The sequence below is a fragment of the Microbispora sp. H10885 genome (assembly GCF_014161415.1).
In the GTDB taxonomy this organism is placed as follows: Bacteria; Actinomycetota; Actinomycetes; order Streptosporangiales; family Streptosporangiaceae; genus Microbispora; species Microbispora triticiradicis.
The window spans coordinates 268816-293681 of sequence record NZ_JABBWY010000011.1 but is presented as its reverse complement, the minus strand read 5'-3'; the positions used below and the strand labels follow the sequence as shown (position 1 = coordinate 293681).

General features: G+C 71.9%; 28 protein-coding genes. 10 read left to right on the top strand and 18 right to left on the bottom strand.

Annotated elements, in window-relative coordinates:
* Positions 1–196 precede the first annotated feature (196 nt).
* Positions 197–877, bottom strand: a complete 681-nt coding sequence (locus HHX37_RS28400; RefSeq protein ID WP_310740570.1) for a TetR/AcrR family transcriptional regulator — start codon at positions 875–877, stop codon at positions 197–199.
* A gap of 232 nt (positions 878–1109) precedes the next feature.
* On the opposite strand from HHX37_RS28400, the gene HHX37_RS28395 reads away from it, so the two are divergent.
* The 4 genes from HHX37_RS28395 (at position 1110) to HHX37_RS28380 (ending at position 5227) form a co-directional block, all read left to right on the top strand.
* Positions 1110–2213: a LacI family DNA-binding transcriptional regulator gene (locus tag HHX37_RS28395; protein WP_182887426.1), complete on the top strand. Its 1104-nt coding sequence runs from the start codon at positions 1110–1112 to the stop codon at positions 2211–2213.
* A gap of 116 nt (positions 2214–2329) precedes the next feature.
* Positions 2330–2596, top strand: coding sequence for a hypothetical protein (locus tag HHX37_RS28390; protein ID WP_138461723.1), 267 nt, complete (start codon positions 2330–2332; stop codon positions 2594–2596).
* A 66-nt stretch (positions 2597–2662) separates the two neighbouring features.
* On the top strand, positions 2663–3574 hold the full coding sequence (locus tag HHX37_RS28385; RefSeq protein ID WP_182887425.1) for an N-acetylmuramoyl-L-alanine amidase: 912 nt from the start codon (positions 2663–2665) through the stop codon (positions 3572–3574).
* A gap of 12 nt (positions 3575–3586) precedes the next feature.
* Complete coding sequence (locus HHX37_RS28380) at positions 3587–5227, top strand: beta-N-acetylhexosaminidase (RefSeq protein WP_182887424.1); 1641 nt, start codon at positions 3587–3589, stop codon at positions 5225–5227.
* A gap of 3 nt (positions 5228–5230) precedes the next feature.
* On the opposite strand, the gene HHX37_RS28375 is transcribed toward HHX37_RS28380, so the two are convergent.
* The 7 genes from HHX37_RS28375 to HHX37_RS28345 all read right to left on the bottom strand — a co-directional run bounded on the left by HHX37_RS28375 (position 5231) and on the right by HHX37_RS28345 (position 9350).
* The gene (locus HHX37_RS28375) at positions 5231–5701 is read right to left on the bottom strand and encodes a hypothetical protein (protein ID WP_117408510.1); all 471 of its coding nucleotides are present in this window, start codon (positions 5699–5701) and stop codon (positions 5231–5233) included.
* A 120-nt stretch (positions 5702–5821) separates the two neighbouring features.
* A complete protein-coding gene (locus HHX37_RS28370; RefSeq protein ID WP_117408511.1) occupies positions 5822–6019 on the bottom strand; it encodes a heavy-metal-associated domain-containing protein in 198 nt (65 codons plus the stop codon).
* Between the two features lie 29 nt (positions 6020–6048).
* Positions 6049–7101, bottom strand: a complete 1053-nt coding sequence (locus tag HHX37_RS28365) for a quinone-dependent dihydroorotate dehydrogenase (protein ID WP_182874936.1) — start codon at positions 7099–7101, stop codon at positions 6049–6051.
* 28 nt (positions 7102–7129) lie between these two features.
* Positions 7130–7495, bottom strand: a complete 366-nt coding sequence (locus tag HHX37_RS28360; RefSeq protein WP_182887423.1) for an STAS domain-containing protein — start codon at positions 7493–7495, stop codon at positions 7130–7132.
* Positions 7467–8195 carry a GAF and ANTAR domain-containing protein gene (locus HHX37_RS28355; RefSeq protein ID WP_165900800.1) on the bottom strand — a complete coding sequence of 243 codons (729 nt, stop codon included), beginning with the start codon at positions 8193–8195 and terminating at the stop codon, positions 7467–7469. Before HHX37_RS28355 ends, HHX37_RS28360 begins: the two co-directional genes overlap by 29 nt.
* Before the next feature lie 65 nt (positions 8196–8260).
* On the bottom strand, positions 8261–8734 hold the full coding sequence (locus tag HHX37_RS28350) for a GAF domain-containing protein (protein WP_182883726.1): 474 nt from the start codon (positions 8732–8734) through the stop codon (positions 8261–8263).
* 193 nt (positions 8735–8927) lie between these two features.
* Complete coding sequence (locus HHX37_RS28345; protein ID WP_182887422.1) at positions 8928–9350, bottom strand: nuclear transport factor 2 family protein; 423 nt, start codon at positions 9348–9350, stop codon at positions 8928–8930.
* 71 nt (positions 9351–9421) lie between these two features.
* On the opposite strand from HHX37_RS28345, the gene HHX37_RS37970 reads away from it, so the two are divergent.
* Positions 9422–9922 (top strand): MarR family winged helix-turn-helix transcriptional regulator, encoded by a 501-nt coding sequence (locus HHX37_RS37970; RefSeq protein ID WP_208759090.1) that lies wholly within the window; start codon positions 9422–9424, stop codon positions 9920–9922.
* Here HHX37_RS37970 and HHX37_RS28335 read toward each other — a convergent pair.
* Entirely contained in the window at positions 9919–10491 is a 573-nt protein-coding gene (locus HHX37_RS28335) for a hypothetical protein (RefSeq protein WP_182887421.1), read from the bottom strand. The genes HHX37_RS37970 and HHX37_RS28335 overlap by 4 nt on opposite strands.
* A gap of 420 nt (positions 10492–10911) precedes the next feature.
* Between HHX37_RS28335 and HHX37_RS28330 the strand changes: the two genes are divergently transcribed.
* A complete protein-coding gene (locus tag HHX37_RS28330; protein WP_182887420.1) occupies positions 10912–11295 on the top strand; it encodes a hypothetical protein in 384 nt (127 codons plus the stop codon).
* A 198-nt stretch (positions 11296–11493) separates the two neighbouring features.
* Here the strand turns inward: HHX37_RS28330 and HHX37_RS28325 are convergent, their stop codons facing one another.
* Positions 11494–11895 carry an SRPBCC family protein gene (locus HHX37_RS28325; protein WP_182887419.1) on the bottom strand — a complete coding sequence of 134 codons (402 nt, stop codon included), beginning with the start codon at positions 11893–11895 and terminating at the stop codon, positions 11494–11496.
* Positions 11896–12003: 108 nt separating this feature from the next.
* Between HHX37_RS28325 and lpdA the strand changes: the two genes are divergently transcribed.
* Positions 12004–13404 (top strand): dihydrolipoyl dehydrogenase, encoded by a 1401-nt coding sequence (gene lpdA / locus HHX37_RS28320; protein WP_182887418.1) that lies wholly within the window; start codon positions 12004–12006, stop codon positions 13402–13404.
* Positions 13405–13414: 10 nt separating this feature from the next.
* Here the strand turns inward: lpdA and HHX37_RS28315 are convergent, their stop codons facing one another.
* From HHX37_RS28315 to HHX37_RS28285, 8 genes are all read right to left on the bottom strand, one after another.
* Positions 13415–14206 (bottom strand): thiopeptide-type bacteriocin biosynthesis protein, encoded by a 792-nt coding sequence (locus HHX37_RS28315; RefSeq protein WP_182887417.1) that lies wholly within the window; start codon positions 14204–14206, stop codon positions 13415–13417.
* Positions 14207–14225: 19 nt separating this feature from the next.
* Entirely contained in the window at positions 14226–15410 is a 1185-nt protein-coding gene (locus tag HHX37_RS28310) for a lanthionine synthetase C family protein (protein WP_182887416.1), read from the bottom strand.
* A gap of 19 nt (positions 15411–15429) precedes the next feature.
* Positions 15430–18195, bottom strand: coding sequence for a lantibiotic dehydratase (locus HHX37_RS28305; RefSeq protein ID WP_182887415.1), 2766 nt, complete (start codon positions 18193–18195; stop codon positions 15430–15432).
* A gap of 156 nt (positions 18196–18351) precedes the next feature.
* Positions 18352–18483 (bottom strand): hypothetical protein, encoded by a 132-nt coding sequence (locus HHX37_RS37245; protein ID WP_259402447.1) that lies wholly within the window; start codon positions 18481–18483, stop codon positions 18352–18354.
* Positions 18484–18513: 30 nt separating this feature from the next.
* Positions 18514–19734: a methyltransferase, FxLD system gene (fxlM, locus tag HHX37_RS28300; protein ID WP_182887414.1), complete on the bottom strand. Its 1221-nt coding sequence runs from the start codon at positions 19732–19734 to the stop codon at positions 18514–18516.
* The gene (locus HHX37_RS28295; RefSeq protein ID WP_182887413.1) at positions 19731–19976 is read right to left on the bottom strand and encodes a DUF397 domain-containing protein; all 246 of its coding nucleotides are present in this window, start codon (positions 19974–19976) and stop codon (positions 19731–19733) included. The genes fxlM and HHX37_RS28295 overlap by 4 nt, the downstream gene beginning before the upstream one ends.
* Positions 19977–20389: 413 nt before the next feature.
* Positions 20390–20677, bottom strand: a complete 288-nt coding sequence (locus tag HHX37_RS28290) for a hypothetical protein (RefSeq protein ID WP_182874948.1) — start codon at positions 20675–20677, stop codon at positions 20390–20392.
* On the bottom strand, positions 20674–21015 hold the full coding sequence (locus HHX37_RS28285; protein ID WP_182887412.1) for a hypothetical protein: 342 nt from the start codon (positions 21013–21015) through the stop codon (positions 20674–20676). Before HHX37_RS28285 ends, HHX37_RS28290 begins: the two co-directional genes overlap by 4 nt.
* A 182-nt stretch (positions 21016–21197) precedes the next feature.
* Between HHX37_RS28285 and HHX37_RS28280 the strand changes: the two genes are divergently transcribed.
* From HHX37_RS28280 to HHX37_RS28270, 3 genes are all read left to right on the top strand, one after another.
* Positions 21198–22529 carry a helix-turn-helix domain-containing protein gene (locus HHX37_RS28280; protein ID WP_182887411.1) on the top strand — a complete coding sequence of 444 codons (1332 nt, stop codon included), beginning with the start codon at positions 21198–21200 and terminating at the stop codon, positions 22527–22529.
* A gap of 1 nt (position 22530) precedes the next feature.
* The gene (locus HHX37_RS28275) at positions 22531–23070 is read left to right on the top strand and encodes a GNAT family N-acetyltransferase (protein WP_182887410.1); all 540 of its coding nucleotides are present in this window, start codon (positions 22531–22533) and stop codon (positions 23068–23070) included.
* A 368-nt stretch (positions 23071–23438) separates the two neighbouring features.
* The gene (locus tag HHX37_RS28270) at positions 23439–24317 is read left to right on the top strand and encodes an HD domain-containing protein (protein WP_182887409.1); all 879 of its coding nucleotides are present in this window, start codon (positions 23439–23441) and stop codon (positions 24315–24317) included.
* Positions 24318–24866 lie beyond the last annotated feature (549 nt).

The following is a 24866-nucleotide window of genomic DNA, read 5'->3' as shown; positions in this document are numbered from 1 at the left end:
GAGGGATCTGGGGCCGGCGCCGCCCGCCCGGCGCCTCCCCGCGCACGCTGTCCCGTGCGCCTTTCTTCCCTGCCTCCACGGCGATCCGATCCTTACCGGAACGCCCGGAGCAGGCGCCCTCGCCGTCCCCGTACGGGGAGCGCACCCGACCGTTCGGCGATCAGACCGGCCCGTTCGGCGATTGACCTGATCCGGTTCAGGGGACCGGCTCGCCACCCGGCACGAGCGCCGGAGAGCCCAGCAGCGTCCCGGCTCCGGGGTCGTGCCCACCGGCCACCTCCAGGAGCGCGACCACCTGGCCCACCAGCAGCCGCTCCAGGTCGCCCCGCGCCATGTCGCGGTGCTCCAGCCAGTCGAGCCCGGCCGTCTCCACCGACGCGATCCACGACCTCAGCGTGACGCGCAGCGCCGGGCCGGGCGTCTCGACGCCCAGCTCATAGGTGATCATGCGGAGCATGCGCTGTCGCACGCCGTCCACGATCTCGCCGATCTCGCCCGCGCGGTTGGCCGGGCCACCCCTGAGCAGCGCGGCGAACCCGGCCGCGCGCTCCTCCACGAAGTCGAAGTAGCGCGTCAGGCCCAGCGCGAGCCGCTCCAGGGGCCCGCCTTCGCTCTGCGGCTGCAACCGCGCCTGTAACTCGGCGGCGGCGCTGCGCAGGGCGGCCACGTAGAGCTCCTGCTTGCCCCCGAAGTAGTGGTAGACGAGCGCCCGGGAGGCGCCCGCGGTGACCGCCACGTCGTCGATCGAGACGTCCTCGGCGTCATGCCTGCTGAACAGCTCCAGCGCGGCGGCGATGAGCTCTTCCCGCCGCCTGTCGACGCTCAGCCTGCGCCGCGCCGGCCGTGCGCCCTCCTCCGCTTGGCGTGTGGCACCCACATCCCGCACCCTAGCGAATCGTCCTCGTTATGGGGGGATCGGGCAGATCAAGGGTCGACCCCGGAACCGCATCCGCGGCGGGCGCCGTACCCGCGTTCCGGCTACCCTTCCCACACCCGCTGGGAAGGAATGATCCCGCTTTAAGGCGCTCTTAAGGCGGTCAACCCGTACCCTCAGGGCAACTCGATCGTTTGGTGTGTCAGGTGCACGTCCACGCATCGTGGGGAGAACCATGTCAGGACCGTCCATGCAGACCACTGCCCGGAAAGACGCCGGGGTCGGGATACCCGACTGCGGACTGTCCGACGGGTTCAGCCCTCGGCCACGTCCCACGATCCGCAACGTGGCCGAACGCGCCGGCGTCTCCAAGTCGCTGGTGTCACTCGTACTGCGGGGTTCCCCGCACGTCAGCGAGCACCGCAGGGAAGCGGTGCTGCAGGCAGCCCGCGAGCTCGGCTACCGGCCGAACGCGGTGGCGCGCAGCCTCGTCGAGGGGCGGACCCACCTGGTGGGCGCTCTCGTGGCCGACCTGCACAACCCGTTCTACGCCGAGTTCCTCGACGGCCTGCAGGAGAGTCTGCACGGCGACGGGCTGCGGCTGCTGATCGGCAGCGGCCGCTGGGACCCGGCGTTCGAGGACGAGGCCGTGGAGGCCTTCCTGGAACTGCGCGTGGACGGCCTCGTCCTGCTCGGCGTCGCGCCCTCCAGCGACACGCTGGCCGAGGCCGCGGCGTACACCCCGACCGTGGTGGTGGGCGAGCGCGACGTCGAACTCGAGGGCGTGGACATCGTCGTCGACAACGACCAGTACGGCGCCCGCCTCGCCGTCGACCACCTCGTGGAGCAGGGGCACCGGCGCATCGCCCACATCGAGGGCGCTCCGTCGTCGGCGGCCCGCTGCCGCTGCGAGGGATACCTGGTGGCCATGCGCCGCCACGCGCTGGCGCCGTACATCATGGTCGAGCACGGCGACTTCAGCGAGGAGGGCGGCCGGCGCGCGGCGCTGGCGCTGCTGCGGCGCGAACCCCGCCCGACGGCGATCTTCGCGGCGAACGACATCGTGGCCATGGGCGTGCTGTCCGCGGCGAGCGAGCTGGGCCTGCGGGTGCCCGAGGACCTGTCGGTCGTCGGATACGACAACACGCACCTGGCGTCCGTCACCCACATCTCGCTGACCAGCGTGGACCAGCCCCGGCGGGCCATGGGCCGCTCGGCGGCGGCGCTGCTGAGCGACCGCATCACCGAGCCGGGCCAGACCGCGCGGCTGCGGCAGGTGACCCCCCAGCTCGTCGTACGGCGCAGCACCGGCCCCGCGCCAAGCGACGCCAAAAGCTAGGTCAACCGGCGACGTGTCCCCTCGCGGCCGGTGTTGACTGCGGCCGTGACGCCGGCCCCCCGGCGGGTCGCCGAGTGGCTTCCCGCGGGCCGGTGACCGAGAATCGGGGGGGATTCATGCGTGATCCTGAGTTGGTCTCCTGCGCCCAGCGGGCCGCGGTCGAGCTGGAGCGGGCCTGGGCGCACTGGCGGGAGAGCCGGGGGCTCGACGGCGAGGACGTCGCGGAGTCGGTGGCGAGCTACGTCGCCCACTCGATCGACCATCCGTGGGGACGGCCCCGCGTGGTGCTGGGCCTCGACGCCGAGGACGCCCGTGAGCTGGCCGCCCTCCTGCACCGGCAGGAGATCCCCGAGCCGGCCTGGATAGCCAGGTTCCCGGCATAACGGTCTGATCACGAGCCCCTTCCGGTTAGGTTGGTGAGACCACACCTCCGGGAAGGGACTTCCAGCGTGATCAGACGCCCGCTCGCCGCCGCAGCCCTGGCCCTGTGCGGGTTCGGCGCCGCCGCCTGCGGCGGCGGTGAGGCCACCGGCACGGGGGCCGCGGCCCCCGCCGCCTCTCCGCAGGCCGCGGCCCCGGACACCGCCTCGGGCACGGCCGGCGGCACCGCTGCGGGCTCCGCTGACGGCACGCCGGCCGCCCCGGACACCGGCACGGCCAGCCCGGTCACCCGTACGGCGTCCGAGTCCGCCGCCCGGCCGCTGAGCGGCAAGATCGTGGTGATCGACCCGGGCCACAACGGGGGCAACTTCCGGCACACTCGGGAGATCAACAGGCAGGTGAACATCCTCACCCAGAAGAAGGCCTGCGACACCACCGGGACGTCGACGAACGACGGCTACACCGAGGCGGCCTTCACCTGGGACGTGTCCAACCGGCTCGCCCGGCTGCTGCGGGACCAGGGGGCCACGGTCAGGCTCACGCGGGCGGACAACACCGGCTGGGGCCCGTGCATCAACCAGCGGGCCGCGATCGGCAACAAGGCGCACGCGAACGCCGCGATCTCCATCCACGGCGACGGAGCGGCGCCCGGCGCGCACGGGTTCCACGTCATCATGCCGAAGAAGATCGGCGGGCCGGTCGACCCGGTCGTCGGCGACTCCCAGCGGCTGGGCCGGAAGGTCCGCGACGCCTTCCACAACGGCACCGGGCTGCCGTACTCGACCTACATCGGCAGGCAGGCGCTGAACTACCGCAGCGACCTCGGCGGGCTCAACCTGTCGACCGTGCCGAAGATCTTCATCGAGTGCGGCAACATGCGCAACGCCGGCGAGGCCCGCAGGTTCAGGGACGCGAGCTTCCGGCAGACCATCGCCGAGTCGCTGGCGAAGGGCCTCAAGGCCTACCTCACCACTCAGTAGAGGCGGCGCGGGATGGATGACCTGCTTCCCCTGCCGAGGTCGATCGAGACGGGCGCCGGGACGGCCGAGATCGCGGCCGGGGCCGTCGTGTCGGGCCCGGCCGCCCTCTGCGACGCCGTACGGCTCGCGCTCGGCGTGCTCGACCCGCGGCCCGGCGACGCCGCCACGGCGGCCCTGCGGGTGGAGGAGGACCCCCGGCTCGGACCGGAGGCGTACGTGCTCACGATCGCCCCGGACGGCGTGCGCATCGCGGCCGGGGACCGGGCGGGCGCCTTCTACGCGGCGCAGACGCTGCGGCAGGCGCTGCCGGACGAGGCCTTCCGGTCGGCCCTTCCGCCCGGGACACGCTGGACCCTCCCCTGCGGGCGGGTGGCGGACGCGCCGGCCTTCGCCTGGCGCGGCACGCATCTCGACGTGTCCCGCAGCTTCCTACCCAAGCGGGAGGTGCTGCGCATGATCGACCTGATGGCGTCGCACAAGCTGAACCGGCTCCACCTGCACCTGGCCGACGACCAGGGCTGGCGGGTGGAGAGCAGGGCGTTCCCGCTGCTGCACGAGGTGGGCTCGCACCGCCCTCGCACGGTCGTCAGCCATCACGGGGAGGACCTCGCCTTCGACGACGTCCCGCACGGCGGTCACTACACGCTCGCCGACCTGGCCGAGATCGCGGCCTACGCCCGGGCGCGGGCGGTCGTCGTCGTGCCGGAGATCGACGTGCCGGGACACGCCTCAGCCGTGCTGGCCGCCTATCCGGCGCTCGCGTCGCGACCGGGCGAGCACTACCGGGTGCTCGACCGGTGGGGCATCTCGCCGGCGATCCTCTCCCCGCTTCCGGCGACCGTCGACTTCCTGCTCACCGTCTTCGGTGAGATCGCCGACGCCCTGGGCGAGGTGCCGTACTTCCACATCGGCGGGGACGAGTGCGTGCTGGACGACTGGGCCGCCTCGGCCGAGATCTCGGCGTACCGCGCGTCGCTGGGGCTGGAGAGCACGGGCGACCTGCACGCGTGGTTCCTGCGGCGGCTGGCCGACGCGCTGGCCGAGCGCGGCAGCCGGGCGGTGGTGTGGGACGAGGCGTTCGTCAGCGGCGGGCTCAGGCCGGACACGATCGTGATGCCGTGGCGCGGCGAGCACGTCGCCCGGCGGGCCGCCGCGGCGGGCCACGACGTGGTGGCGACGCCGGTCTTCCCGATGTACTTCGACTACGCCGAGGCCGCCTCACCCGAGGAGCCGGCCGGCCTGGGTGACGCGATCACGGTGGCCGACGTGGCGGCGTTCGAGCCGGCGCCCGCGTCGTGGTCGCCCGAGGAGCGGGCCCGGGTCGTCGGAACGCAGTTCCAGCTGTGGAGCGAGCGCATCCCGGACGGCCGTTCGCTCGACTACCGCGCCTGGCCCCGGGGCTGCGCGGCGGCGGAGGTCGCCTGGACCGGCGGCCCGCCCGCGTCCGAGGACTTCGCCCGCCGTCTCGGCAGGCATCTCGGGCGGCTGGACGCGATCGGCGTCGAGTATCGCCCGCTCTCGGGGCCCCGGCCCTGGCAGCGCGGCGGCACCGGCCGGCGCCGGCACCGCCCGGGGATCGTCACCGTCCAGGAGGTCATGCGTCACCTGCACGAGCTGAGCCTCTCCGCCGACTCCACCCGCCCCAGCATGTGACGGTCAGGCGCCGTCGAGGACCTCGGCCACGATGGCGGCGGCGATCTTCTCGGTGTCGAGGTCCCGGTGGGCCTCGATGACCTCCCGGATCCTGGTGGTCAGGCTCAGGTCGGCGTGGGCGGCGTCGCCGATGTGGTGGGCGGCCACCGCGACGGCGGCGGCGAACTCGTAGGCGTCGTCCGGCCCGAGCCCCTGCGGGTCGATCTCCGCGAGCACACGGGCGCCGTTCTTCGGCGAGACGCGGACCGTCCAGCCGCCGGACCGTGCGGCGACCGACAGGGTGTCCTTCCGCAGGGCGGGCGGGAACAGGACGACGGCCATCCGGCCCGCCGCGGCGAGGATCCGCTCCGCGAGCCTGCGGACGTCCTTCTTCGCGACGACGATCCTCCCGGAGCGGTTGACGATGCTCACGAGATCACCGCTGTCGGCCACGGCGATCCTCTCGCCGTCGGCCTGGTCGTAGATGGCGCTCATGGGGGTGTCACGCTTACCAGTTCTCGTCGGGGCGGGCTGCGAGACGTCGCCCATGCATGATCTCGCACTTTCCCCCCGAAAAGATCGCGTTCGGCCCTTCCGCCACAGAGGCCGGCCGGGTCACACCAGGGTGTAACCGGCCTCCTTCACGGCCTCGCGCACGGCGTCGTCGGTGACGTCGCCGGAGACCTCCAGGCGGCCGCTGCCGAGATCGACCTCGACGCCGGTGACGCCGGGGATCTCCCCGACCTCCTCCTTCACGGAGCTGACGCAGTGGCCGCAGGTCATGCCTTCGACGGTGTAGGTCTTCACGCTCATGACGGTCTTCCTATCCGAGAGAACGGGGTTCAGGCGGTCCGGCCGATCACTTCGCGGACCGAGCCGTATCCGTGCCGCCGCAGCCGGCGGGCGAGCCGCCGGTTGATCCGGGACGGCCACAGCGGGCCCTCGTAGATCAGGCCGGTGTATCCCTGGACGAGGGTGGCCCCGGCGAGCAGCCGTTCCCACACGTCGTCGACGTCCTCCACGCCTCCGACGGAGACGATCGTGAGCCGGTCACCGGCCTTCTGGTGCAGGCGGCGCAGCACTTCGAGCGAGCGGCTCTTGAGGGGCCGTCCGGACAGCCCTCCGGTCTCGGTGCTGGAGACGCCCGTACGGCTGATCGTGGTGTTGGTCGCGATGATCCCGGCGAGGCCCAGGTCGGCGGCGAGCTCGGCCACCGCGTCCACGTCCTCGTCCGCCAGGTCCGGCGCGATCTTCACGAGCAGCGGGGTGCGCCCGGCCGCCTCCTTCACCGCCGAGAGCAGCGGCCTCAGGCGGTCGACCGCCTGGAGGTCGCGCAGGCCCGGGGTGTTGGGCGAGCTGACGTTGACGACCAGGTAGTCGGCGAGCGGCGCCAGCCTGCGGGCGCTGTCCACGTAGTCCCGTACGGCCTCGGACTCGGGCACCACCTTGGTCTTGCCGATGTTGACGCCGACCACCGCCGGGAGATGCCGCACCCGGCGCAGCCGGGTGGCGGCGGCGGCCGCTCCCGCGTTGTTGAAGCCCATCCGGTTGATGACCGCGCGGCTCTCGGGCAGCCGGAACAGCCGCGGGCGCGGGTTCCCCGGCTGGGCGTGCGCGGTGATCGTGCCGACCTCGACGTGCCCGAAGCCGATCGCCGAGAGCGGCTCGACACACCGGGCGTCCTTGTCGAACCCGGCGGCGAGCCCGAACGGCGAGGGGAAGTGGACGCCGAACGCCTGGACGCGCAGCGACTCCGCCCGCGGCGCGAGCAGCCGGTGCAGCAGCCGCGTGAGGGGCGGGAACATCGCGAGCAGGCGGAGCAGCCTGATCGTGAGATGGTGGGCGGCCTCGGCGTCGAGGCGGCTCAGGACCTGCGTGAACACGAGTCGATACATCACGGCCAGACTATCGTCCGGGCGCGGGTCAGTTGAGCCGAGGACGGGCCTGGCCGGTGGGCTGGACGAGCGGCACCCGCCTCGCCACCCGGATGGACAGCGCGGCGTCGAAGCCCAGCAGCCGCAGCAGGCGCAACGGGCTTCTGCCGGGGTGATGGAAGCTCACGCTGCCGCCCCAGCTCCGGATGCGCTCGTCGGCCCACAGCAGGCTCCGGGCGCCCGCGCAGTCCAGGAAGCCGACCCCGGACAGGTCGACCTCGACGTGCCCGGGCCGGCAGGTCTCCAGGACCTGCCCCAGGCACGCACGGAACTCCGGCGCACCCGACAGGTCGAGGTCACCGCTCAGGACGAGCCCGACGCCGGCCTCAGACGACGTGGTCTGGATTCGCAACATTCCTCGGACCCTGCTCGCCCAGCAGCTCCGCCGCGAGCTCGGATACCTTCCGTCTGCTGTCCCTGGCCTGCTTGCGCAGTCCCGTGAACGCCTGTGACGCGGTCAGATCGTGCTTGCCCATGAGATAGCCGATGGCCCGCTCGATCACGACCCGGTAGTCCAGGGCGTACTGGAGCTGGTCGGCGAGCACCGCCTTCTCGTCCGCCTCCATGGACGCGAGCAGGACCTGCTCGATCACGTGCGCGTACGCGTGGAGGGCCTGGGTGTCGGTCTCCTGCCACTCGTGCGGCGCGTCCTGGTAGACGTTCAGGGTGCCCACGGGCACACCGCCGAGCCGGATCGGCACCCCCGCCACCCCGCGTACTTCGGGGTGCAACAGGTCACGCAGAGCCGGCCACCGCCGGTCGGCCCGCACGTCGACCGTCGTCACCGCGGTGTCCCCCACGTACGCCGCAACGCACGGGCCCTGGCTCGTCACCGCCTGGGCCCGTTCGAGGCTGCGGCCGCGCTCGTCCGTCGCGAAAAGGTAACGCAGTGTGCGATCCTCCTCGGCGAACATCAGGCCGGCGCCGGAGTAGCCGAAAAGCCGATCGACCACCTGGACGATGCGCTCGAGGTGGTGCACGATCCCGGTCGCCGACCTGTCCTTCTGCAGACGTCGCAGGCTGGCGACAAGAGCCTCAGGATCGATATGGGTCATTCCGTATCCTCTCGTGAACCTCACCTCGCACCGCCGTGGCCGTGGGAGAGGTGGCGATTCGGCCATCACAACTGCCCCAGAGGGGCGCGATCAGTCCTGTTCTCTGCCAGGACCTGCAGAACGATGACCATCAGCTCACCGAGGCGGTAACCGGCTTCCACCTCTGTGCGGTCCCAGACGTGCCCCGCTCGGGCGTAGAAGTCCAGGACGCCGATGAGCTCCCCGCCCTCGACGAGAGGTACGGAGAGGACGGCCCGGACCGGGAGTGCGTGGACGGCCACGTGCGGGAACCCCAGGGGGCGATCGGCGTGCAGATCGTGGATCGCGACGAGACCGCCGCTCGCGGCGCTCGCGATGGCCGGGCCGTCGCCCACGTATTCCTGGGCGGACTCCAGCAGGACCCCGTCGTCGTCCGTCGCACCGATCGCGCGAAGGCGGTCCTGCGCGTCGAGGAGCATCAACGCGGCGCCGTCGACGCCGAACAGACCGGCCATGCCGGTGAGGACGTTCTCCAATACAGACGACGCGTCCGATGCCATCGCGAGCCCACTCTCAAACGATCAAGCGGCCGCGGACACAGGGCGGATTGCCCCTAAGCCTAGTGGGCTCTGAGCAGTTGAAGCCAGGTGATCCTCAGGGTTGCCGACAGGGTTGGCCGACAGGGCTGGAGAGGATACGAGAAATCCGCCCTCCTGCGGGGAAGGCGGATCGGGAACGGATGGGGAAACGGGGTCATTCGCCCCAGAATGCGTCAACCTCGTACTGGTCGCGGCTGTGCAGCCACGACTCGGCGATCCTGCCGTCGCGCATGGTGATGACGTGCGCGAGGTTGTTCTCCAGCGGCACCTCACGGTCCGGCCGCGTCGCGGTGTACGTCGCGAGCGCGACGGCCGCCTCGTCGTCGGCCAGGACACGGTGGACGTCGAGCTTGAGCGTCCCCTTGCTGAGCGTGGCGGCCTTGAGCACGAAACCGATCACGGCCTCCCGCCCGGCGTAGTCGCCGGTGTTCGTGCTCTTCCCGGGGACATGGAGCACCGAGTCGTCGGTCAGGAACGCCCCGGCGGCCTCCAGGTCTCCCCCGCTCAGCGCGTCGTAGAAGCCCCTGACGACCCGGGCGTTGTTCTCAGCCTGCGCCTTCTCCGATTGGGCGGACATGCGAACCCCTCCTCAAAGTATTTCGATGTCGAAAGAGTCGCACAGAGGTCTTTTGATGTCAAAATAGATGAGTGAGGGATCCAGACTTCCCCGTACGGCAGATGATGGACCAGTGGGCCGCGCGCAGGCCGGACCTCGACCCCCGGCCTATGGCCCTTTTCGGACGGCTGACCAGGGCCGACACCCTGGCCAACGGGGCCATCGCGGCGACCCTGAGGGCGCACGGGCTCAACCGCGGGGAGTTCGACGTGCTGGCCACGCTCTACCGGGGCGGGGAGGAGATGTCGGCGGGCGCGCTCGCCGGGGCACTCCTGCTCTCCCCCGCCGCGACCACCAACCGCCTCGACCGCCTCCAGGCGGCGGGGCTGCTGGCCCGCCTGCCCGATCCGGAGGACGGCCGGGGCGTCCGCGTACGGCTCACCGACGCGGGCCGGGATCTGCTCAAGCGCAGCGTCGAGGATCACGTGCGGGGGCTGGAGTCGCTTCTGGCGCTGCTGTCGCCGGACGAGCGCGAGCAGTTGTCGGCCCTGCTCGCCCGGCTGCTGCACAGCATGGCCGCGCTTCGGGACTAACGCCCGGCCCTCTTCCCCTCGGGGGTGACGGCGTACCACTCGCCGCCGAAGTCGCGGACGTTCTGGCCGGTCACGTCCCCGGCCTTCCGGTCCTTGGCGTAGTAGTACAGCGGGTGCTTGTTGTAGGTCACCTGGCTGCCGCCGTCCGGCCGTTTGATCGTCCCCAGCAGGTCGGCGCGCACTCCCGAGCCCGGCTGGGGCGTGCCCGCGGTGAGCACCGGCGGCCAGGCCGCGGCGCAGGCCTGCGTGCAGGCGGAGACGCCGCCCTTGTCCTTGGTGAACAGGTAGACCGTCCGGCCGTCCACACCGGCCAGCACGGTGCCGAGCGAGGTGGACGCCGCGTCGAGACGCGCGGGACCGGTCGGGGTGGCCTGGACGGGAGAGGTCGGCGTCGCCGGGACTCCGGTGCTCGGCGCGACCGTCCCCGAGGGATACTCGGAGGGCTCCGCCGGGGTCGGCTCTTCGACCCGGTCGTTGGCGACACGGTTCGCCTCGGTGTCACCGGCACCGCCGCATCCGGCGGCCAGCAGGCTGAGCGCGACCGCGCCGGCATACAGCAGTTTCCTCATGTTCGGCCTCCTCGGAAGTGGGCGAGTCGGCTCCAAGGACACACGCGGCGCCAGGGCTGCCGCCGTCGGACGCCAAGATCGGGGACAGGGCTTTGCCGTTCCGTGGGTTCCTCCTCACCGATCTCCCGCCCCTTCGGGGCGGAGGACGGACGTCCGCGGATGAACCGCCGCGTCCCGGGAAGACGACCTGAAGCCGTACAGCCGCGCCGCGTCCACGGGAGGCCCTGGGAGGGCCGGCGGAGGGCGCGCCGACACGCGGAACGATCACGAGGAGGTACGCGGGCGTCCGCCCCGGGCGGTGCGAAGCTGAACCCGCGGCGGCCCGTGGGCGCGGCCGGCAGGCCGGCGACGGGGATGCCGATGACGCCCCCCGCCGGGGACACCCTGTCGCCGATGCCGCTGAAGACAAGGAGTATCCGCATGACCGAGGACACGCGACCGCCCGCCGTCGAGCCGTCCGAGGTCGGACGCCCGATCGGCCGTGCGGGAGCGTGGCCGTCCTCTCCGGACCCGGCGGGCCTGGTCTCACCGGACCCCACGGCGCCGGCCTCGCCGGAACCCAACGGGATGATCTCGCCGGACCCCACGGGTCTGGAGGCGTGGATAAGGCAGGTCCTCGGCCTGGCCGGGGCCCGGGCCTCGGCCTTCACCCTTCCGCTGCCCCGGCCCACCGCCCCCGCCGACGCCGCCCCGGCCGAAGGCGCTCAGCCCGGCACCGCGCCTGCCGACACCGCCCATGCCGACACCGCCAGGGCCGGGAACCCGGCCGCCGGGCCGGACGCGGACGGCACCGGCGGCGCCTGACACGGCGGCGCATGGACACGGCGGCGCATGGACACGGCGGCGCATGGACACGGCGGCGCATGGACACGGCGGCGCATGGACACGGCGGCGCATGGACACGGCGGCGCATGGACACGGCGGCACGGGGGTCCCGGCGAGCCGCGCCGTGCGCCTGCGCGCGGCTCCGCGAACCGTCCTCCGGGAAACGGGTCCGGCGGGTCAGGCGGCCTGGTGGCGCACCTGCTCGGCGAGGCGTTCGAGGCTCTCGTCGAGTGCCCGCTCGATCGCCTCGGCGGGCGGCGTGTGCCCCTCGTCGAAGAACGACAGATGCACCGTGACGTCACTGCTGTCGTCATCGATGCCGGCCACCTGCAGCCAGCCGGCGTACCGGTCGACGTCCCGGGTGCCCCACTCCATGCGCAGCTGGTCCCGCTCGGCCCGCAGCAGCGCGCGCTCGTCCTCCCCCGTCTGGTCCTCGTGGACGGTGACCGCGGGCGGCTCCTCCTCGCGCACGTGCAGGTCGCGCGGCATCCACAGGTCGAGACCGCCGACGTCGCTCGCCTGCCGGAAGACCTGGTCGGCCGGGGCGGGCATCCTGCGGGAACGCTCGAATTCGCTCATGGTCGGTCATTCCTCCCTGTCTAGCGCGTAACCGGCCCCTACCCCGGACGGGCCCGTCCATCCGGCCCCGGGGAACGCGGGAGAAGGCGGCGGCGTAGGGTCCGGTGCATGACCGATCATTACGATGTCGTGGTCCTCGGCGCGGGACCCGGCGGCTACACCGCCGCGGTCCGCTCGGCCCAGCTCGGGCTCAGCACGGCGGTCGTCGAGGAGCGCTACTGGGGTGGTGTCTGCCTCAACGTCGGGTGCATCCCTTCCAAGGCGCTGCTGCGCAACGCCGAGCTCGCCCACATCCTCACGAACGAGACCAAGACGTTCGGCATCCAGGCGGACGGCCCGATCACGATCGACTACGGCGCGGCCTTCCGCCGCAGCCGGCAGGTCGCGGACGGGCGGGTCAAGGGCGTCCACTACCTGATGAAGAAGAACGGCATCACCGAGTACGACGGCCGGGGCGCCTTCACCGGCCCCGACGCGATGGAGGTGCGCGGCGCGGACGGCTCGGTGCGGACGATCACCTTCGACCACTGCATCGTCGCGGCCGGGGCGACGACCCGCCTGCTGCCCGGGACGTCCCTGTCCGAGCGCGTGGTGACGTACGAGGAGCAGATCCTCAGCGAGACGCTGCCGGAGAGCGTCGTCATCGCGGGTGCCGGGGCGATCGGCGTCGAGTTCGCGTACGTGCTGCACAACTACGGCGTGAAGGTGACGATCGTCGAGTTCCTCGACCGGATGGTCCCGCTGGAGGACCAGGAGGTGTCCGCCGAGCTCGCGCGGCGCTACCGGCGGCTCGGCATCGAGGTGCTGACCTCCACCCGGGTCGAGTCGATCGACGACACCGGCGAGAAGGTGAAGGTCACGGTCTCCCGGAACGGCGAGACGTCCGTGCTGGAGGCCGACAAGGTCATGCAGGCCATCGGCTTCCAGCCGCGCGTCGAGGGATACGGCCTGGAGAAGACGGGCGTGCGGCTGACCGAGCGCGGCGCGATCGCCGTGGACGGCAGGTGCCGCACCAGCGTCCCGCACATCTTCGCCATCGGCGACGTCACGGCCAAGCTCATGCTGGCGCACGCCGCCGAGTCGATGGGGATCGTGGCCGCCGAGACGATCGCCGGCGCCGAGACCATGGAACTCGACTACGTGATGATCCCCCGCGCGACCTACTGCCAGCCGCAGATCGCGAGCTTCGGCTACACGGAGGCGCAGGCGCGTGAGCAGGGCTTCGACGTGAAGGTCGTCAAGTTCCCGTTCACGGCGAACGGCAAGGCCCACGGCCTCGCCGACCCGGCCGGGTTCGTCAAGGTGCTCAGCGACGCGAAGTACGGCGAGCTCCTCGGCGCCCACCTCATCGGGCCCGACGTCACCGAGCTGCTGCCGGAGCTGACGCTGGCCCGGCAGTGGGACCTGACCGTGCACGAGGTGGCGCGCAACGTCCACGCCCACCCCACCCTCGGCGAGGCGGTGAAGGAGGCGATCCACGGACTGGCCGGCCACATGATCAATATGTGAGCAGTGGGCTTCAGGATCCATGGAAGACGACGTCGACGGCGAGCGCGGCCATGGCGGCCTGGTCGGCTCCACTGAAGCCGGCGCGGTTGAAGTGGAAGATGAGGTGGTGGGCGAGGACGGCGCGCAGGCCGCGTTCCAGTTGGCCGTTGCGGTTGAGGTGGGCAAGGGACTGGCCGCCCGTCTCGAATGCGCTCACCCATGCCTGCTGGCTGGATAGCGGCCCGTCGCTCGCGGGGTCACACAGACCGTGGGCGTCGGTTGCCATGAGGATGCCCATCGCGTCGTGGAGTTCTCGGGCACGGTCGCGGTCGGTGGGGATGGTGGTTCTGTGCGGTCGTAAATCGGCGACTTTGGCCCACACGTCGCCTTGCTCGAACCAGTCGAGCCCGGCGGCACGCATCAGGGTGCTACCCAACAAGACCGACGTCTCCCGCTGTCCGAGCGGCCGGTCGGCTTCCAACCAGTGCAGGAGGTGGCGGCTGTCGGCATGGAAGAGGGCGCAGGCTGCGTCCATGCCCGCGGGTCCGCCGAAGGCGACAGGTTCGAACTCGCAGACGGTCGAGGTCCAGCGCATCGACTCGCCGGCGTCGGCCAGGGCGTGGAGGACGGCGTCGGCCTCGGCATGGCCGGCGGGTAGCCAGCGGAACCGCCATTGCTGTTTGCGGATGAACCACCAGGCGGAGATGAGTCCACGATCCTCGGCGTCCCGCAGGATGGGTCCGATGCGTGAGACGGCGAGGCGTTGAGCCTCGCTGCGGTCGGCGAAGGCGACGTTGGTCTGCCGCCAGCGGTTGGGCTGCACGGGGTGGACCTCCAGTGGGTTAGCGAAGCAGCAGGCAGGCATCCCACGCGCTGGTGGGCGCGTCGCAGGCGAGGGCGTGGAGAGCGAGCCCGTAGCCTGCGTGCCCGGTCAGGAACCCGGGCGGAGCGCCTGGCACGGCGGGGGCGTCCAGGAGCGACTCGGCGACGCGAGACAGCGGCAGGTCGTGAGGTGCCAATGCGTCGGCTGCGAAGGCGGTGACGGTCATGACCAGTCCCGCCGAGCCGTGGCACAGGCTGCGGTCGATGATCCGCTGGAGCTGGTGGGGGTCGTTGAGGCATCCGGTCATCGCGGATTCGGCAGTGCGGAGGCGGGCGGGGTCGCCGGTCGCGAGGGCGGCGAGCTGCTGGGCGCGGGCGATACCGGGAGTGCCGTAACACCAGGAAGGACGCAGCGGCCCGGGTTGGGCGGTCCGCCCCCACTGGACCTCGGCGAGAGTAACGGTTTCAGGCCACCACGGGTGGCCGTGGTGGCTCTGCTGCCAGAAGTCCAGCCAGTCGCAGATGCGGCCGATCGCGTCCATCTGGCCAGGCACGACCAGGCCGCGCTGGGCGGTGAGCGACAGCAACGCCAGCGGCCCGCTGATGCCGTGCGCCATCCCGTTGTTGCCGTGCCCGCCCGGCGGGGTCTGCGTCGTGCGGCCGGGCGACGACATCGACCACCAGCCGGGTAGAGCGCCCACCGGTTCGGTGAGTCGGACGAGGTAGGCCAGCACCTGCTTGAGCAGGTCGCCGTCCGGGTCGTGTCTGCGTAGATGAGCGCCGAGTCCGGTGAGTCCGCTGATCAGGTCGAACTCGGCGAGCGCGGGCCGGTCCCCCCGCCTGAGGCGCTGGGATGCGGCGTCGAGCCGGTTTCGGGTGACGGCGGCGACGCCCTCGTCCAGGGCCTGTTGCGCGGGCCGGTAGCCGGGCTGGCGTGCGGGGTGGAGGGCGAACGCGAGCGCGGGAGCCCCATGGAAGAGACAGGCGCCGGCGCCGACGGTGACATCGTCGCGGGTCGCTGCAGCCAGCCAATTATGCGCGGCCCGCCACTCGGCGATTCCGGCGGTGGCCCGCTCGATGTGCAAGAGCGCGATCCCGGCAGCGCCACCGCCGAGTGACTGGCCCGGTGCCGCGACCGGGTGAGGTGTCGTGAGGTGGCGGGCTACGGCCTCGGCGTGCAGGCGGGCGCGCTGGCGGATGTCCATGGTCGGCGTCCTCGTGTGATCAGGCTTTTCGGGTGAGCAGTGTTTGGGCGATGGCGCGGGCCAGTCGCATACAGGTCCGCTCGGATTCCGCGTCAATTCCGATCATGCGGGCATGGTGCAGATGGAGCAGGTCGGCGAGTGCGCTGTCGATGTCCAGGACGTGGAATCGGTAGGCGGCAAGCGCGTTGCGGCGGCGCTCGACCAGCACGGCCGGTCCCTGGTAGTGGCGGGCTTGGGTGAGGACGGTCCGGTCCAGGGCGGGCGCGCCGCCGGGGCTGACGTGGTCGATCAGCCAGCCCTTGGCGTCAGCGCCGAGGAAGCCGGTGGCCAGATCGAGGTAGCTGGCGGCCGTCGCGGCTTGGGGGTTGCTGCCGGACTGCAGGTGGGCGAGGGCAAGCGCGGAGTCGGCGGCGAATACCGTCTCGGCCGTGCGCAGCGCCGCGTCGTGGCCGAACCTGCCGGTTTCGGGCCGGTAGGTGGCCAGGACGAGGTCCCGCAGCAGCCCGTGGTCGTGCAGGCGGGCGGCCCACTCGGCGAGGGCGCGGGCGGCGTTGCCGTACTGGTCGGGGTGGTGGAGGCGGAGCCGGACCCGCAAGTGAGGTTCGGGCTCGTGATAGCGCAGGTACCACCAGTCGTCGGGGGGTCCGCTGGTCCAGCCGGACAGGAGGGTGGGCAGGTGGGTGGTGAGGAGGTCGTTCTGGCGGCCGGGGTGGACGAACAGCTGGACGTACAGCCAGGGTGAGGCGCCGGGCAGGTGCCCCGGGCCGGTGGCGGTGCGGCGCCGCCCGATGGGCCGCGCCGGGGCCGTGGGAGCGGTGGCGGCCTTGGCCAGAGCGAGCACGATCTCGTGCGGGCGGCCGCCGATCCAGCCGGCGTCGATGTCCGCCTCGGTCAGCGTCACCGTCCCCGCCCGGTTGAGCTGGCCGCGCAGGATGACCAGGTGCTCCGGTTCGGTGAGGTCGAGGCCGAGCACGACGTCGTCGTCACCAACCAGGATGCGGTCGGGGACGCGCCGCAGAGTCCGCTGCACATCGAACGCGCTGATCCACTCGCTGTTCGGCGCGGTAAGCGACGGTAACTGGTCGGCGGTGATGATCCAGCGGGCGGGGCTGAGGATGATGCGGCCGTGGCGCAGGCGGGGCAGGAAGGGGAAGCCTTCGGCGGGTTGGCCCCAGAGGAACGGTCGGCACGGCATCGTGTGGCCGGTGCTGATCTCGCAGAGCAGCCGTGCCATCGGCTGGGTGCCGAACCGCAGGTCGACGGCATTGAGCATGACGGGCTCGATGATCTGCCCGGTCGTGGTTGACAGGAGGTAGAGACGGTGGGCATCAGCCGTTACGGCCAGGTCCTTGAGGCGGAACGCGGCCTGCTGCGGGGTGTAGTGCTCAGCGAGCGGCAGCAGCGGGAACACCGCGGGGGTGCGGGCGAGGTTGCCGGCGCGGGCTCGCAGTGGCGGGCAGGACAGCTGGACGGTGACCGCGTCGGGGACGCTGGTCGGCAGATTCCGGTATGCCTTGATGATCCGGTCCCGGTCGGAGGGCTCCAGAAGGTACAGGAACCGGCCGACAGTCGTTGCGGCGTGCCGGGAGGCGCTGGCCACGGTCAGGGTGAAGTCGCCGGAGTCGAGGGCGGCCGGGGTAGCGGCGGACAGGCTGAACCGCAGTTCGGTGTGGGGCGCGAGGTCGCCAGGCGTGCTCCAGGACAGGTCGTTGATGAGCCGGTCGTCCAGGACCACCTCGCTACATCCCTCCAGCGCGGCCGTCTGGGCGAGGCGGGCGAGGGTGGCGTCGCGGCGGGACAGCCGCTGCGGCATCGGTGTGATTGATCCGCGGTAGTCGGCGGGGTAGCCGATCCCCCGGTCGGGGTCGACCATCTCGCGGACGGCAACGACAGCGCCGGGCCCGTACCGCTCGAGAAACGCTGCGCGGTAGGCCTGCCAGACGGGCCGCTGCGGGCCGACCCGCGACAGCAGCGACGCGGCCTGCTCAGCCACGCGCACCACGGCGGGCGGCAGCGCCACCGAGCAGTCCAGCCGCACATCCACTGCCGGCCGCTCCCCAGCTCCGGTGGGCACGGCGGCGTCGAGGTCCTGGAGGCGAGTGAGGACGTGGTGATGCGGGTCGGTGACCGTCATCGGCGGCCGTAGGGCGGTGACCAGGACGCCGAGCTTCACCAGTCCGGTCAGCATGTCCTCAATGGCCTCTGCCGGAACATCCGGGTATGCCGCGCTCATGCGCGCCAGCAACCGCGAGAACCTGATCGGGGTCGACGTCTCGGCCAAGACCCGCGAGATCGGCGGGGAGAGGGTGAGGGCAACGTCGGCGAATCGGCCCTCCTCGGCGGGCTGGCAGGGCATGATCCATTCCGCACCCCGCCGGAACCCCAGGTTGTTCGCCTGGACCAGGGTACGGCGCAGGATGTCCGGCCGCGCCTCCAAGCGGGTGATCAGGTCGGCCAGCCAGGTCGCGTCGGCGCGCTCGGCGATCACGTGCTGGCCGCCCCACCGCACGAACGCGTGGTCGGCCAGGTCGACGGGGGCGATCCCGGCGAAGTGGCCGAAGGGGGTCGGTCGGGTCGTCCAGCGCAGCAGGTACCGGACGAGTGCCTCGACCGCGCGGTGGACCTGCCGCGGCCGGGCCGGGGGGAGGCCGTCATGCAGGTGGGTGAGGGTGCGGGCCAGGTCGGGGCTGGCGACCGTGACGGCGCGGGCGACGCCTTCCAGCGGCCACACCTGGCGCAGCCAGACCAGCAGCGCGGCAGTGTCGTCGCCGGTCAGGTCGGGCAAGGGCGGCAGGATCAGACTGTCGGGGTAGGCGGCAACCCGGATGAGCGCCGCGTCAACGGCATCGAATGATGATGACGCCATGTCGGTCCAGCCTCCGAGGGGACGAGAGGGGGCGCTCCCGACCCCCTGAGAGGGGTCGGGAGCGCTGGAACGGGGTCAGCAGTTGGCGATGCCCGCGCTGCCCGGGGTGGAACCGCAGGTGTCGCTGGTGCAGTCCTCGGTGTCCGCCCTGGTGATCGCGGGTCCGGTGGCCACGAGACGGACGTTGAGGTGGAAGTCCTCCTGCATCACAAATCCTTTCGTTGGGAAGTGGTGGTGCTACCTGGCCGTCGGCCAGGAGATCACGAGACGCGAATGCCGTTTGTCCAGCACGTAACCATCCGGCAGGTCGGCGTCTGATGTGCCTGCGGGATAGACCCGCAGACAGGGGGCGGGCCGTCCGGCGGCGTCCCAGGCCGTGATCTGTCCGGCAAGGAACGCGGCCACCTGTTCAGCGTCGGGCCCGTGGGCATAAGTGACGAACTCGCGCACACCGTCCCGGCCATCGACCGGAACCGGCATGCCTCGGTATGCCAGGGTGTTCCCGTTGACGCAGGCGGGGCTGCCGTATGGCCAGGACAGCCGGACGACATCGGTGTCGATCGCCGTCTGGTCGGCGACCAGGAGACAGAAGCCGGGCACGGTCGCGGCCAGCCACACGTCCTGGTCATCACTCGGCTGCGCCTCACCGATCGTGACGCCCGAGCGGGCCTGGACGCGCGGTAGGTCCAGGACCCCGGTCAGATCCCCGACCCCGTCGATGCCCTTCCCCTCGCCCAGCCACAGGTTGGCCGACGGGTCCTCGCGCAGCGGGATGCTGAGGCCCGGCCGTGCACCCGCGCCGCGCAGCGGCACGAACCCGCACATCAGGTGGCCGCTGCTGACCAGCGCCGGGCCGTCGCGGTGCAGCACCCACGAGCGGGTCAAACCGAGGGTGCGGAGCGGGATGACCAGCCGACCGTTGTCGGCGAGTTGGGTCCACAGCGCTGGGGAGATGTCGGGCACCCCGACGGTCACGATGATGACATCGAAGGTTCGCCGGCCCGGGTCGATCTCGAACTCGGCGTCCGCGCACATCACCTCGACATCGCCGTACCCGGCCTCAGCCAGGCAGCGCCGGGCCCGGTCGGTGACCGTCTCGTCGATGTCGACGGTGGTCACTGATCCTGTCGGGCCGACCAGTTCCCGGATGAGGGCGGCGTTGTAGCCGCCCGAGCCCACTTCAAGAACCCGATCACCGGGCTTCAGGGCCGCCTGGCCGAGCATCATCGCCTGGAGCCACGCCGCTGACACCGAGCTGAGGTGCAGGCCGTCCTCGCCGCGTACGGTGATGATCGAACCGTCGCCGTAGGCACCCTCCAGCGGGACGTCCCCGGTGAACAGATGGCGGGGGACCGTCCGCAGTGCCCGCTCAATCTCGGGCGGCAGTACCAGCCCCAGCGCCTGGTGCCGGACCGCGATCCGTTCGACCATCGCGTTTCGGAGTTCATCGGCGCTCATCGTGTCCAAAGGTCTGCCTTCTCTCTTGTGGGGCTGGTGATCGGCCCCAAATGGTGACGGCCTGGCGGCTGGAAGGCGTCCCACTCGGCGGCGGTGAACCTCAGCGCAGGGCCGTCAGGGTCCTTGCTGTCGCGTACGGCGATGTCGCCGCCGTCCAGCAGGCCTACCTCCACGCAGGCGCCGTTGTTTGAGCTGTACGGGCTTTTCACCCACACAACACCTGCTAAGCCAGGCGTGATCATCGGGCTCCTTCCGTAACGGTGACAGGAACTTCGCGGCCCCCTCACGGAGGCGACCCCCTCGGGTGGGTCGCTCCTCCCTCGCCCTGAGGAGGGCCACCCCGGCGGCGCAGGAGATGGGGTGCCCGCCCTCCACGCGGCTGGAGGGCGGCTCGACCACGCCGCCGGGTGCTTCATCAGGAGGTGGTCTTCTGTCCTTCGGCGCCGCGGGACCGGCCCGGGGCGTTCCGTGCCGGTACGCCGCTGGGCCGGTGCTCATCAGGGGGTGGGCTGCGGACAGGTCACCGTCTCTCCTTCGCTGTGGTGGAAAGGAACCCGGACGGGGCGTTCCGAGCCGTTCCCGTCCGGGGTGTGACCCCGGCGGCGCACCGCCCTCCACCGGCTGGAGGGCGGCTCGACCGCGCCGCCGGGTGCTCTTAGGGGGTGGCGGGCTCCTTGCCGGCGTACCGCCACCCGGCGTCGAGGAGCTCCGCGCAGCGCCGGGCGAACCAGGCGTCGGGCGAGGTCCCGGTCAGGCGCGTGCCCGACCGGCTCATCTCCTGGTCGGCAGCCGTCCAGATTTCGGTGGCCTCCAGCCGCCCGAGGGTGACGCGCCACTCCTGCGGTGCGCCCTCAAGATCCTCACGAACGAACAGGTGAACGGCGGGCGGCGCGGGCGCCCGCAGTCCCAGCTTGGTCAGCGCGACGGCGAACAGCATCATCATCGCGGCAGGCAGAACCCGTAGGCGGGGGCGCCGAGATCGGCCCACCGCTCGGCGGTGGCCTTCACGACCTCGTCCAGCTCGGCGACGGGCTTGACGACCTCCCGCCCGCGCCTGCGCCCCTGGTCGTCCGGCCGCAGGTCCCGCCAGTGGAACTCGCCGTCGGTGTACCAGACGTACACGTCGTCGAGGACCAGGACGCCCGCGTCCGGCTTGTAGTCGTTAATCGTGACCCGGGCGCGCGGCATGGCGTGGTGTCTGGTCAGGGCGTCGCGCAGGTGCCCCAGTACGTCGGCGGCCCCGCGGGTGCGGGTGGGCGGTGAGGGTGCGAGCGTCTGCATGGGAGTCGTCTCCGAGGCGAATATCCGGCGGTAAGCACCCATTCCCGATTGTGACTGTGCGCGTTGGGACGAGTGCGAAAAGTGGGCTGCTGTGCAATAGTCGCCACAGAACGCGGGGGAGCCAAGGTGATCACTGTGGCCAAAGCAAATGGCCACAGCAGGCCACACCATGGGGAGCACACATGCCCGACCCGATCCCGCCCGCCTGTGGGCCGTGGGAGACGCTGGGAGCTGTCTTACGCATATGGCGGACGAATGCGGGCCTGGGCCTGCGCCCCGCCGCCACCCAGGCGTTCCTCGACCACTCCCACCTGGCGAAATGGGAGCGCGGGGAACGCCGCCCACCCGGGGAGGCCGTCGCCGCGCTCGACGCCATCTACGGCGCTGACGGCGTGCTGAGGAGCCTGCACGCGATGGCCGAGGCCGCCGACGCCCAGCCACAGCGGTCTGGACTACCGCGCCTGGAGGTGGATGCTGATGACATGCACATGGAACGTCGGCAGATCCTGCGGTCCTTCGCAGTGATCGCGGCTGCGGGAGCCGTCCCGATCGACGCCGTCGAACGGGTCCGCCTCGCCATGAACGAAACCACGGGCAGCGACCGCGTCGGCGACTGGGAGGAAACCGCGTGGGAGTACGGGCACATTCTGTGGCGCGACCCCCCGGCCGACGTTCTGCCTGACCTGGTCCTGGACGCCTACGCGCTGCACAGGGTCATGCGGGGCGGCCCCCCGGGCGACGCCGCAGCGTGGGCACGGGCGTACGCGCGCATGGCGTACCTCACCGCTCAGTGCCTGGGCTTCATGGAGGAGACGCGCGAGGCCCGCCACTGGTGGCGCGCAGCCCGCCGTGCGGCGCAGCAGGCCGCCGACCCCGAGGCGGAAGCAGCCGTCCTCGGCTTCGAGGCCGGGCAGGCCCAATACTCCAACCGGCCCGCCAAGGTCGTGATAGAGCGGGCCCGCTCGGCGATCACCGTCGCCGCCGGGCGGCCCTGCGCCGGCGCCGCCGAGGCGCACAGCGTCCTGGCCCAGGCGGCGGCCCTGGCCGGTGACGAACCGGCCGCGCTGAACGCGCTGCACGCGCTGGAGGAGCTGCACGACCGGCTCCCGGCGTTCACCACCGACGACACCACCACAGCCTTCGGATGGCCGCCCGCGCGGCTGCTGCACACCCGGTCGCTGGTGCTGTCCAGGACAGCGCCAGCGCCCGTGGCCGAGGCCGCCATCAACGAGGCCGTCGCCTCCTACCCCGCCTGGAGACAACGGCAGATCACCCAGGTGGAGATGCACCGGTCGGTGGTCGCCCTGCGCACCCACGGCGACGTGACCGGGGGCATCAGCCACGCGGCCACCGCACTCGACCACCTGGACACGCGCCACCACACCATGTTCGTCCGCAGGGCCGCCCAGTGGGTCCTGACGGCCGTGCCCGCCGTCGCGGCGGGCAGCACCCCCGTGGCCGACTACCGTGAAAGGCTGTCCCTTCCGCCCGCCCGCCGCCCCCAGGAGGCCTGACATGGGTGACGTCGAATTCGTCCGCTACCACGGCGAGGAAGCCGCCAAGGCGCTGTCCGACGAGTACGCCGGCGCCTACAGCGTCATCTACTCCGAGCCGCCCTACCACGGGGGACCGCTGTTCTCCCGCGACCGCTTCCTCGAGCGGACCCGCGCCCAGGTGGAACAAGCCGGGTTCGAGCTGCTGGCCGCGCTCGACGCCGGCACCGGGGCACTGGCGGGGTTCAGCTTCGGTCTGACGTTCGGCGAAGACCGCTGGTGGGGCGGGGAGGTGTCGGAAGCACCCGCTGAGGTCAAGGCGGTGCCGGACGTCGCGGTGATCGAGCTGGTACTGCTGCCGGCCTATCGGGGGCACGGGCACGGCAAGCGGCTGCTGGCGGAGTTCGTCGCGCCGCGCCCCGAGCCGTACGCGACACTGCTGTCTCACCCGGACGCTCCGGCGCACGCGATGTACGAGCACTGGGGGTGGCAGGTGGTGGGGACCTGCCGCCCCGCACCCGACGCCCCCGTCATGGACGTGATGGTGCTCGATCGCCGCTGACGTACGACGAAGGGGCCCGCCGGATATGTAGGCCCCCTTTCGCGGTGTTCCTCGCGCCGGTCGAGCGCTAATGCACCCCTGTGCATGTCACGCGTATGGAGCAGGCCCAGCGCGTACATCTCCTCGCCGCTCTTGGTGGGACCTCCGCCCCCCTACTCCTCCGTGACCCCGGGCCCCGGCGCGCGGCGGGTGTCCGGCCTCCCGGGGACGCCTGGCGCGTGACGCTTTCCCCCGTCGCCGCACGGTCGCTACCCTGATCGGAAGGCCGAAGCGCGACGACGCGGGTGGGGACGTCCCCAGGGGCGACCCCGTACGGCCCGCGCGTGGCGCGGCGGCCCGGTACGGGCGGACGACGCGAGGGCGGCCCGATGGCGAGGGACGACGCGAACGGCACGGGCACCCCGCTGCCGCCGGGCCATGCCGACGCGCCGGCCCTGCTGGCCGTCATGCGTGAGCTGGTCTTCCCGCCGTACCTGATCGAACGGTCCTCCGTCGTGCCGCAGCACGTGACCCGGCGCGAGAACGACGCGGAGCACTCCTTCGCCCTGGGCCTGGCCGCCGTCTGCCTCGCGCCGCTGGTCGACCCGGCGCTGGACCTCGGCAGGATCGCCAGGTACGCGCTGGTCCACGACCTGCCGGAGGTCCACGCGGGGGACGTCTCCGTCTACGCCGGCCCGGCGGAACGGGAGAAGAAGGCCGTACGCGAGGAGGAGGCGCGGGAGATCATCGCCCGCGACTTCGGCGGGACGTTCCCCTGGCTCGTCGAGGACCTCGACGGTTACCGGGCGCAGCGCGACGCGGAGAGCAGGTTCGTCTACGCGCTGGACAAGCTGCTCCCCCACGTCAACGTGCTCCTCGCCGACCATCACCCGCTGCGGCCGACCTGGGCGGCGTACCGGCGCACCGAGATCACGGCCAGGCGGAAGATCGCGGCGAGCTGCCCGGCACTGCTGCCTCTCTTCGAGGAGCTGTGCCGGGAGTTCGCCCGGCGGCCCCACCTCTTCTCCGGCGGGGAGTCACTTCAGGGGTCGTCACCTCCCGCCGCGGGAGATGACGATGGTCGCCAGGGCGAGCAGGACCGCCCCGGTGACGGCGGACAGCATCCGCAGGTGCAACGGGAACGACGGCCCGAGCACGGCGGGCAGGGCGACGAGGAAGGCGCCGGCCGCGTTCGCGGACACCCGGAGGAAGAGCCGCGACCGCGACCGGTGCACGACCACGGGAAAGCCCACCTTCGTCGTCAGTGAGCCCGGCGCCTGCTCCGCCTGCCCGTCCGCCGCCAGCCTGATCGTCACCCGCGCGAGCGCGTCGAAGGCGAGCGCCTCGGGCTGGAGCCAGAACTCCACCGTGTCGTAGCGGAGCGACAGGTCGTACGACCAGTCGGAGGAGATCTTGAGGTAGGTGCCGTCGGTCGCGCAGGCGAGCTGCCGCATCGGCTCGCAGTAGCCGTCCGCGTAGAACGTGACCCGCACCTTCACCGAGTCGCTGTCGCTGAGGCTCAGCCGGCCCGCCGCGTCGAGCCCGGCCCTCCTGTCGTCGCCCAGCACGGGTTCCTCCACCCGTACGAAGTAGGAGGACCTGAAGGTGGGATGCTGCGCCAGCCGCCGGGCCACGCCGAGCCACAGGTGCGGGTCGTCGGCACGGGTCCGCGGCGGCGGGAGCGGGTCGGGGAACCGGGCGGTGGCCGGGTAGAAGCGGGCGCCGTTGACCGCTTCGAGCCCGGCGACGAACGACGCGCCCCTTTCCCTGATCTCCGCCTCGGTGAGGGGGAAGTCGTCCAGGTTCGCGTAGTCGTC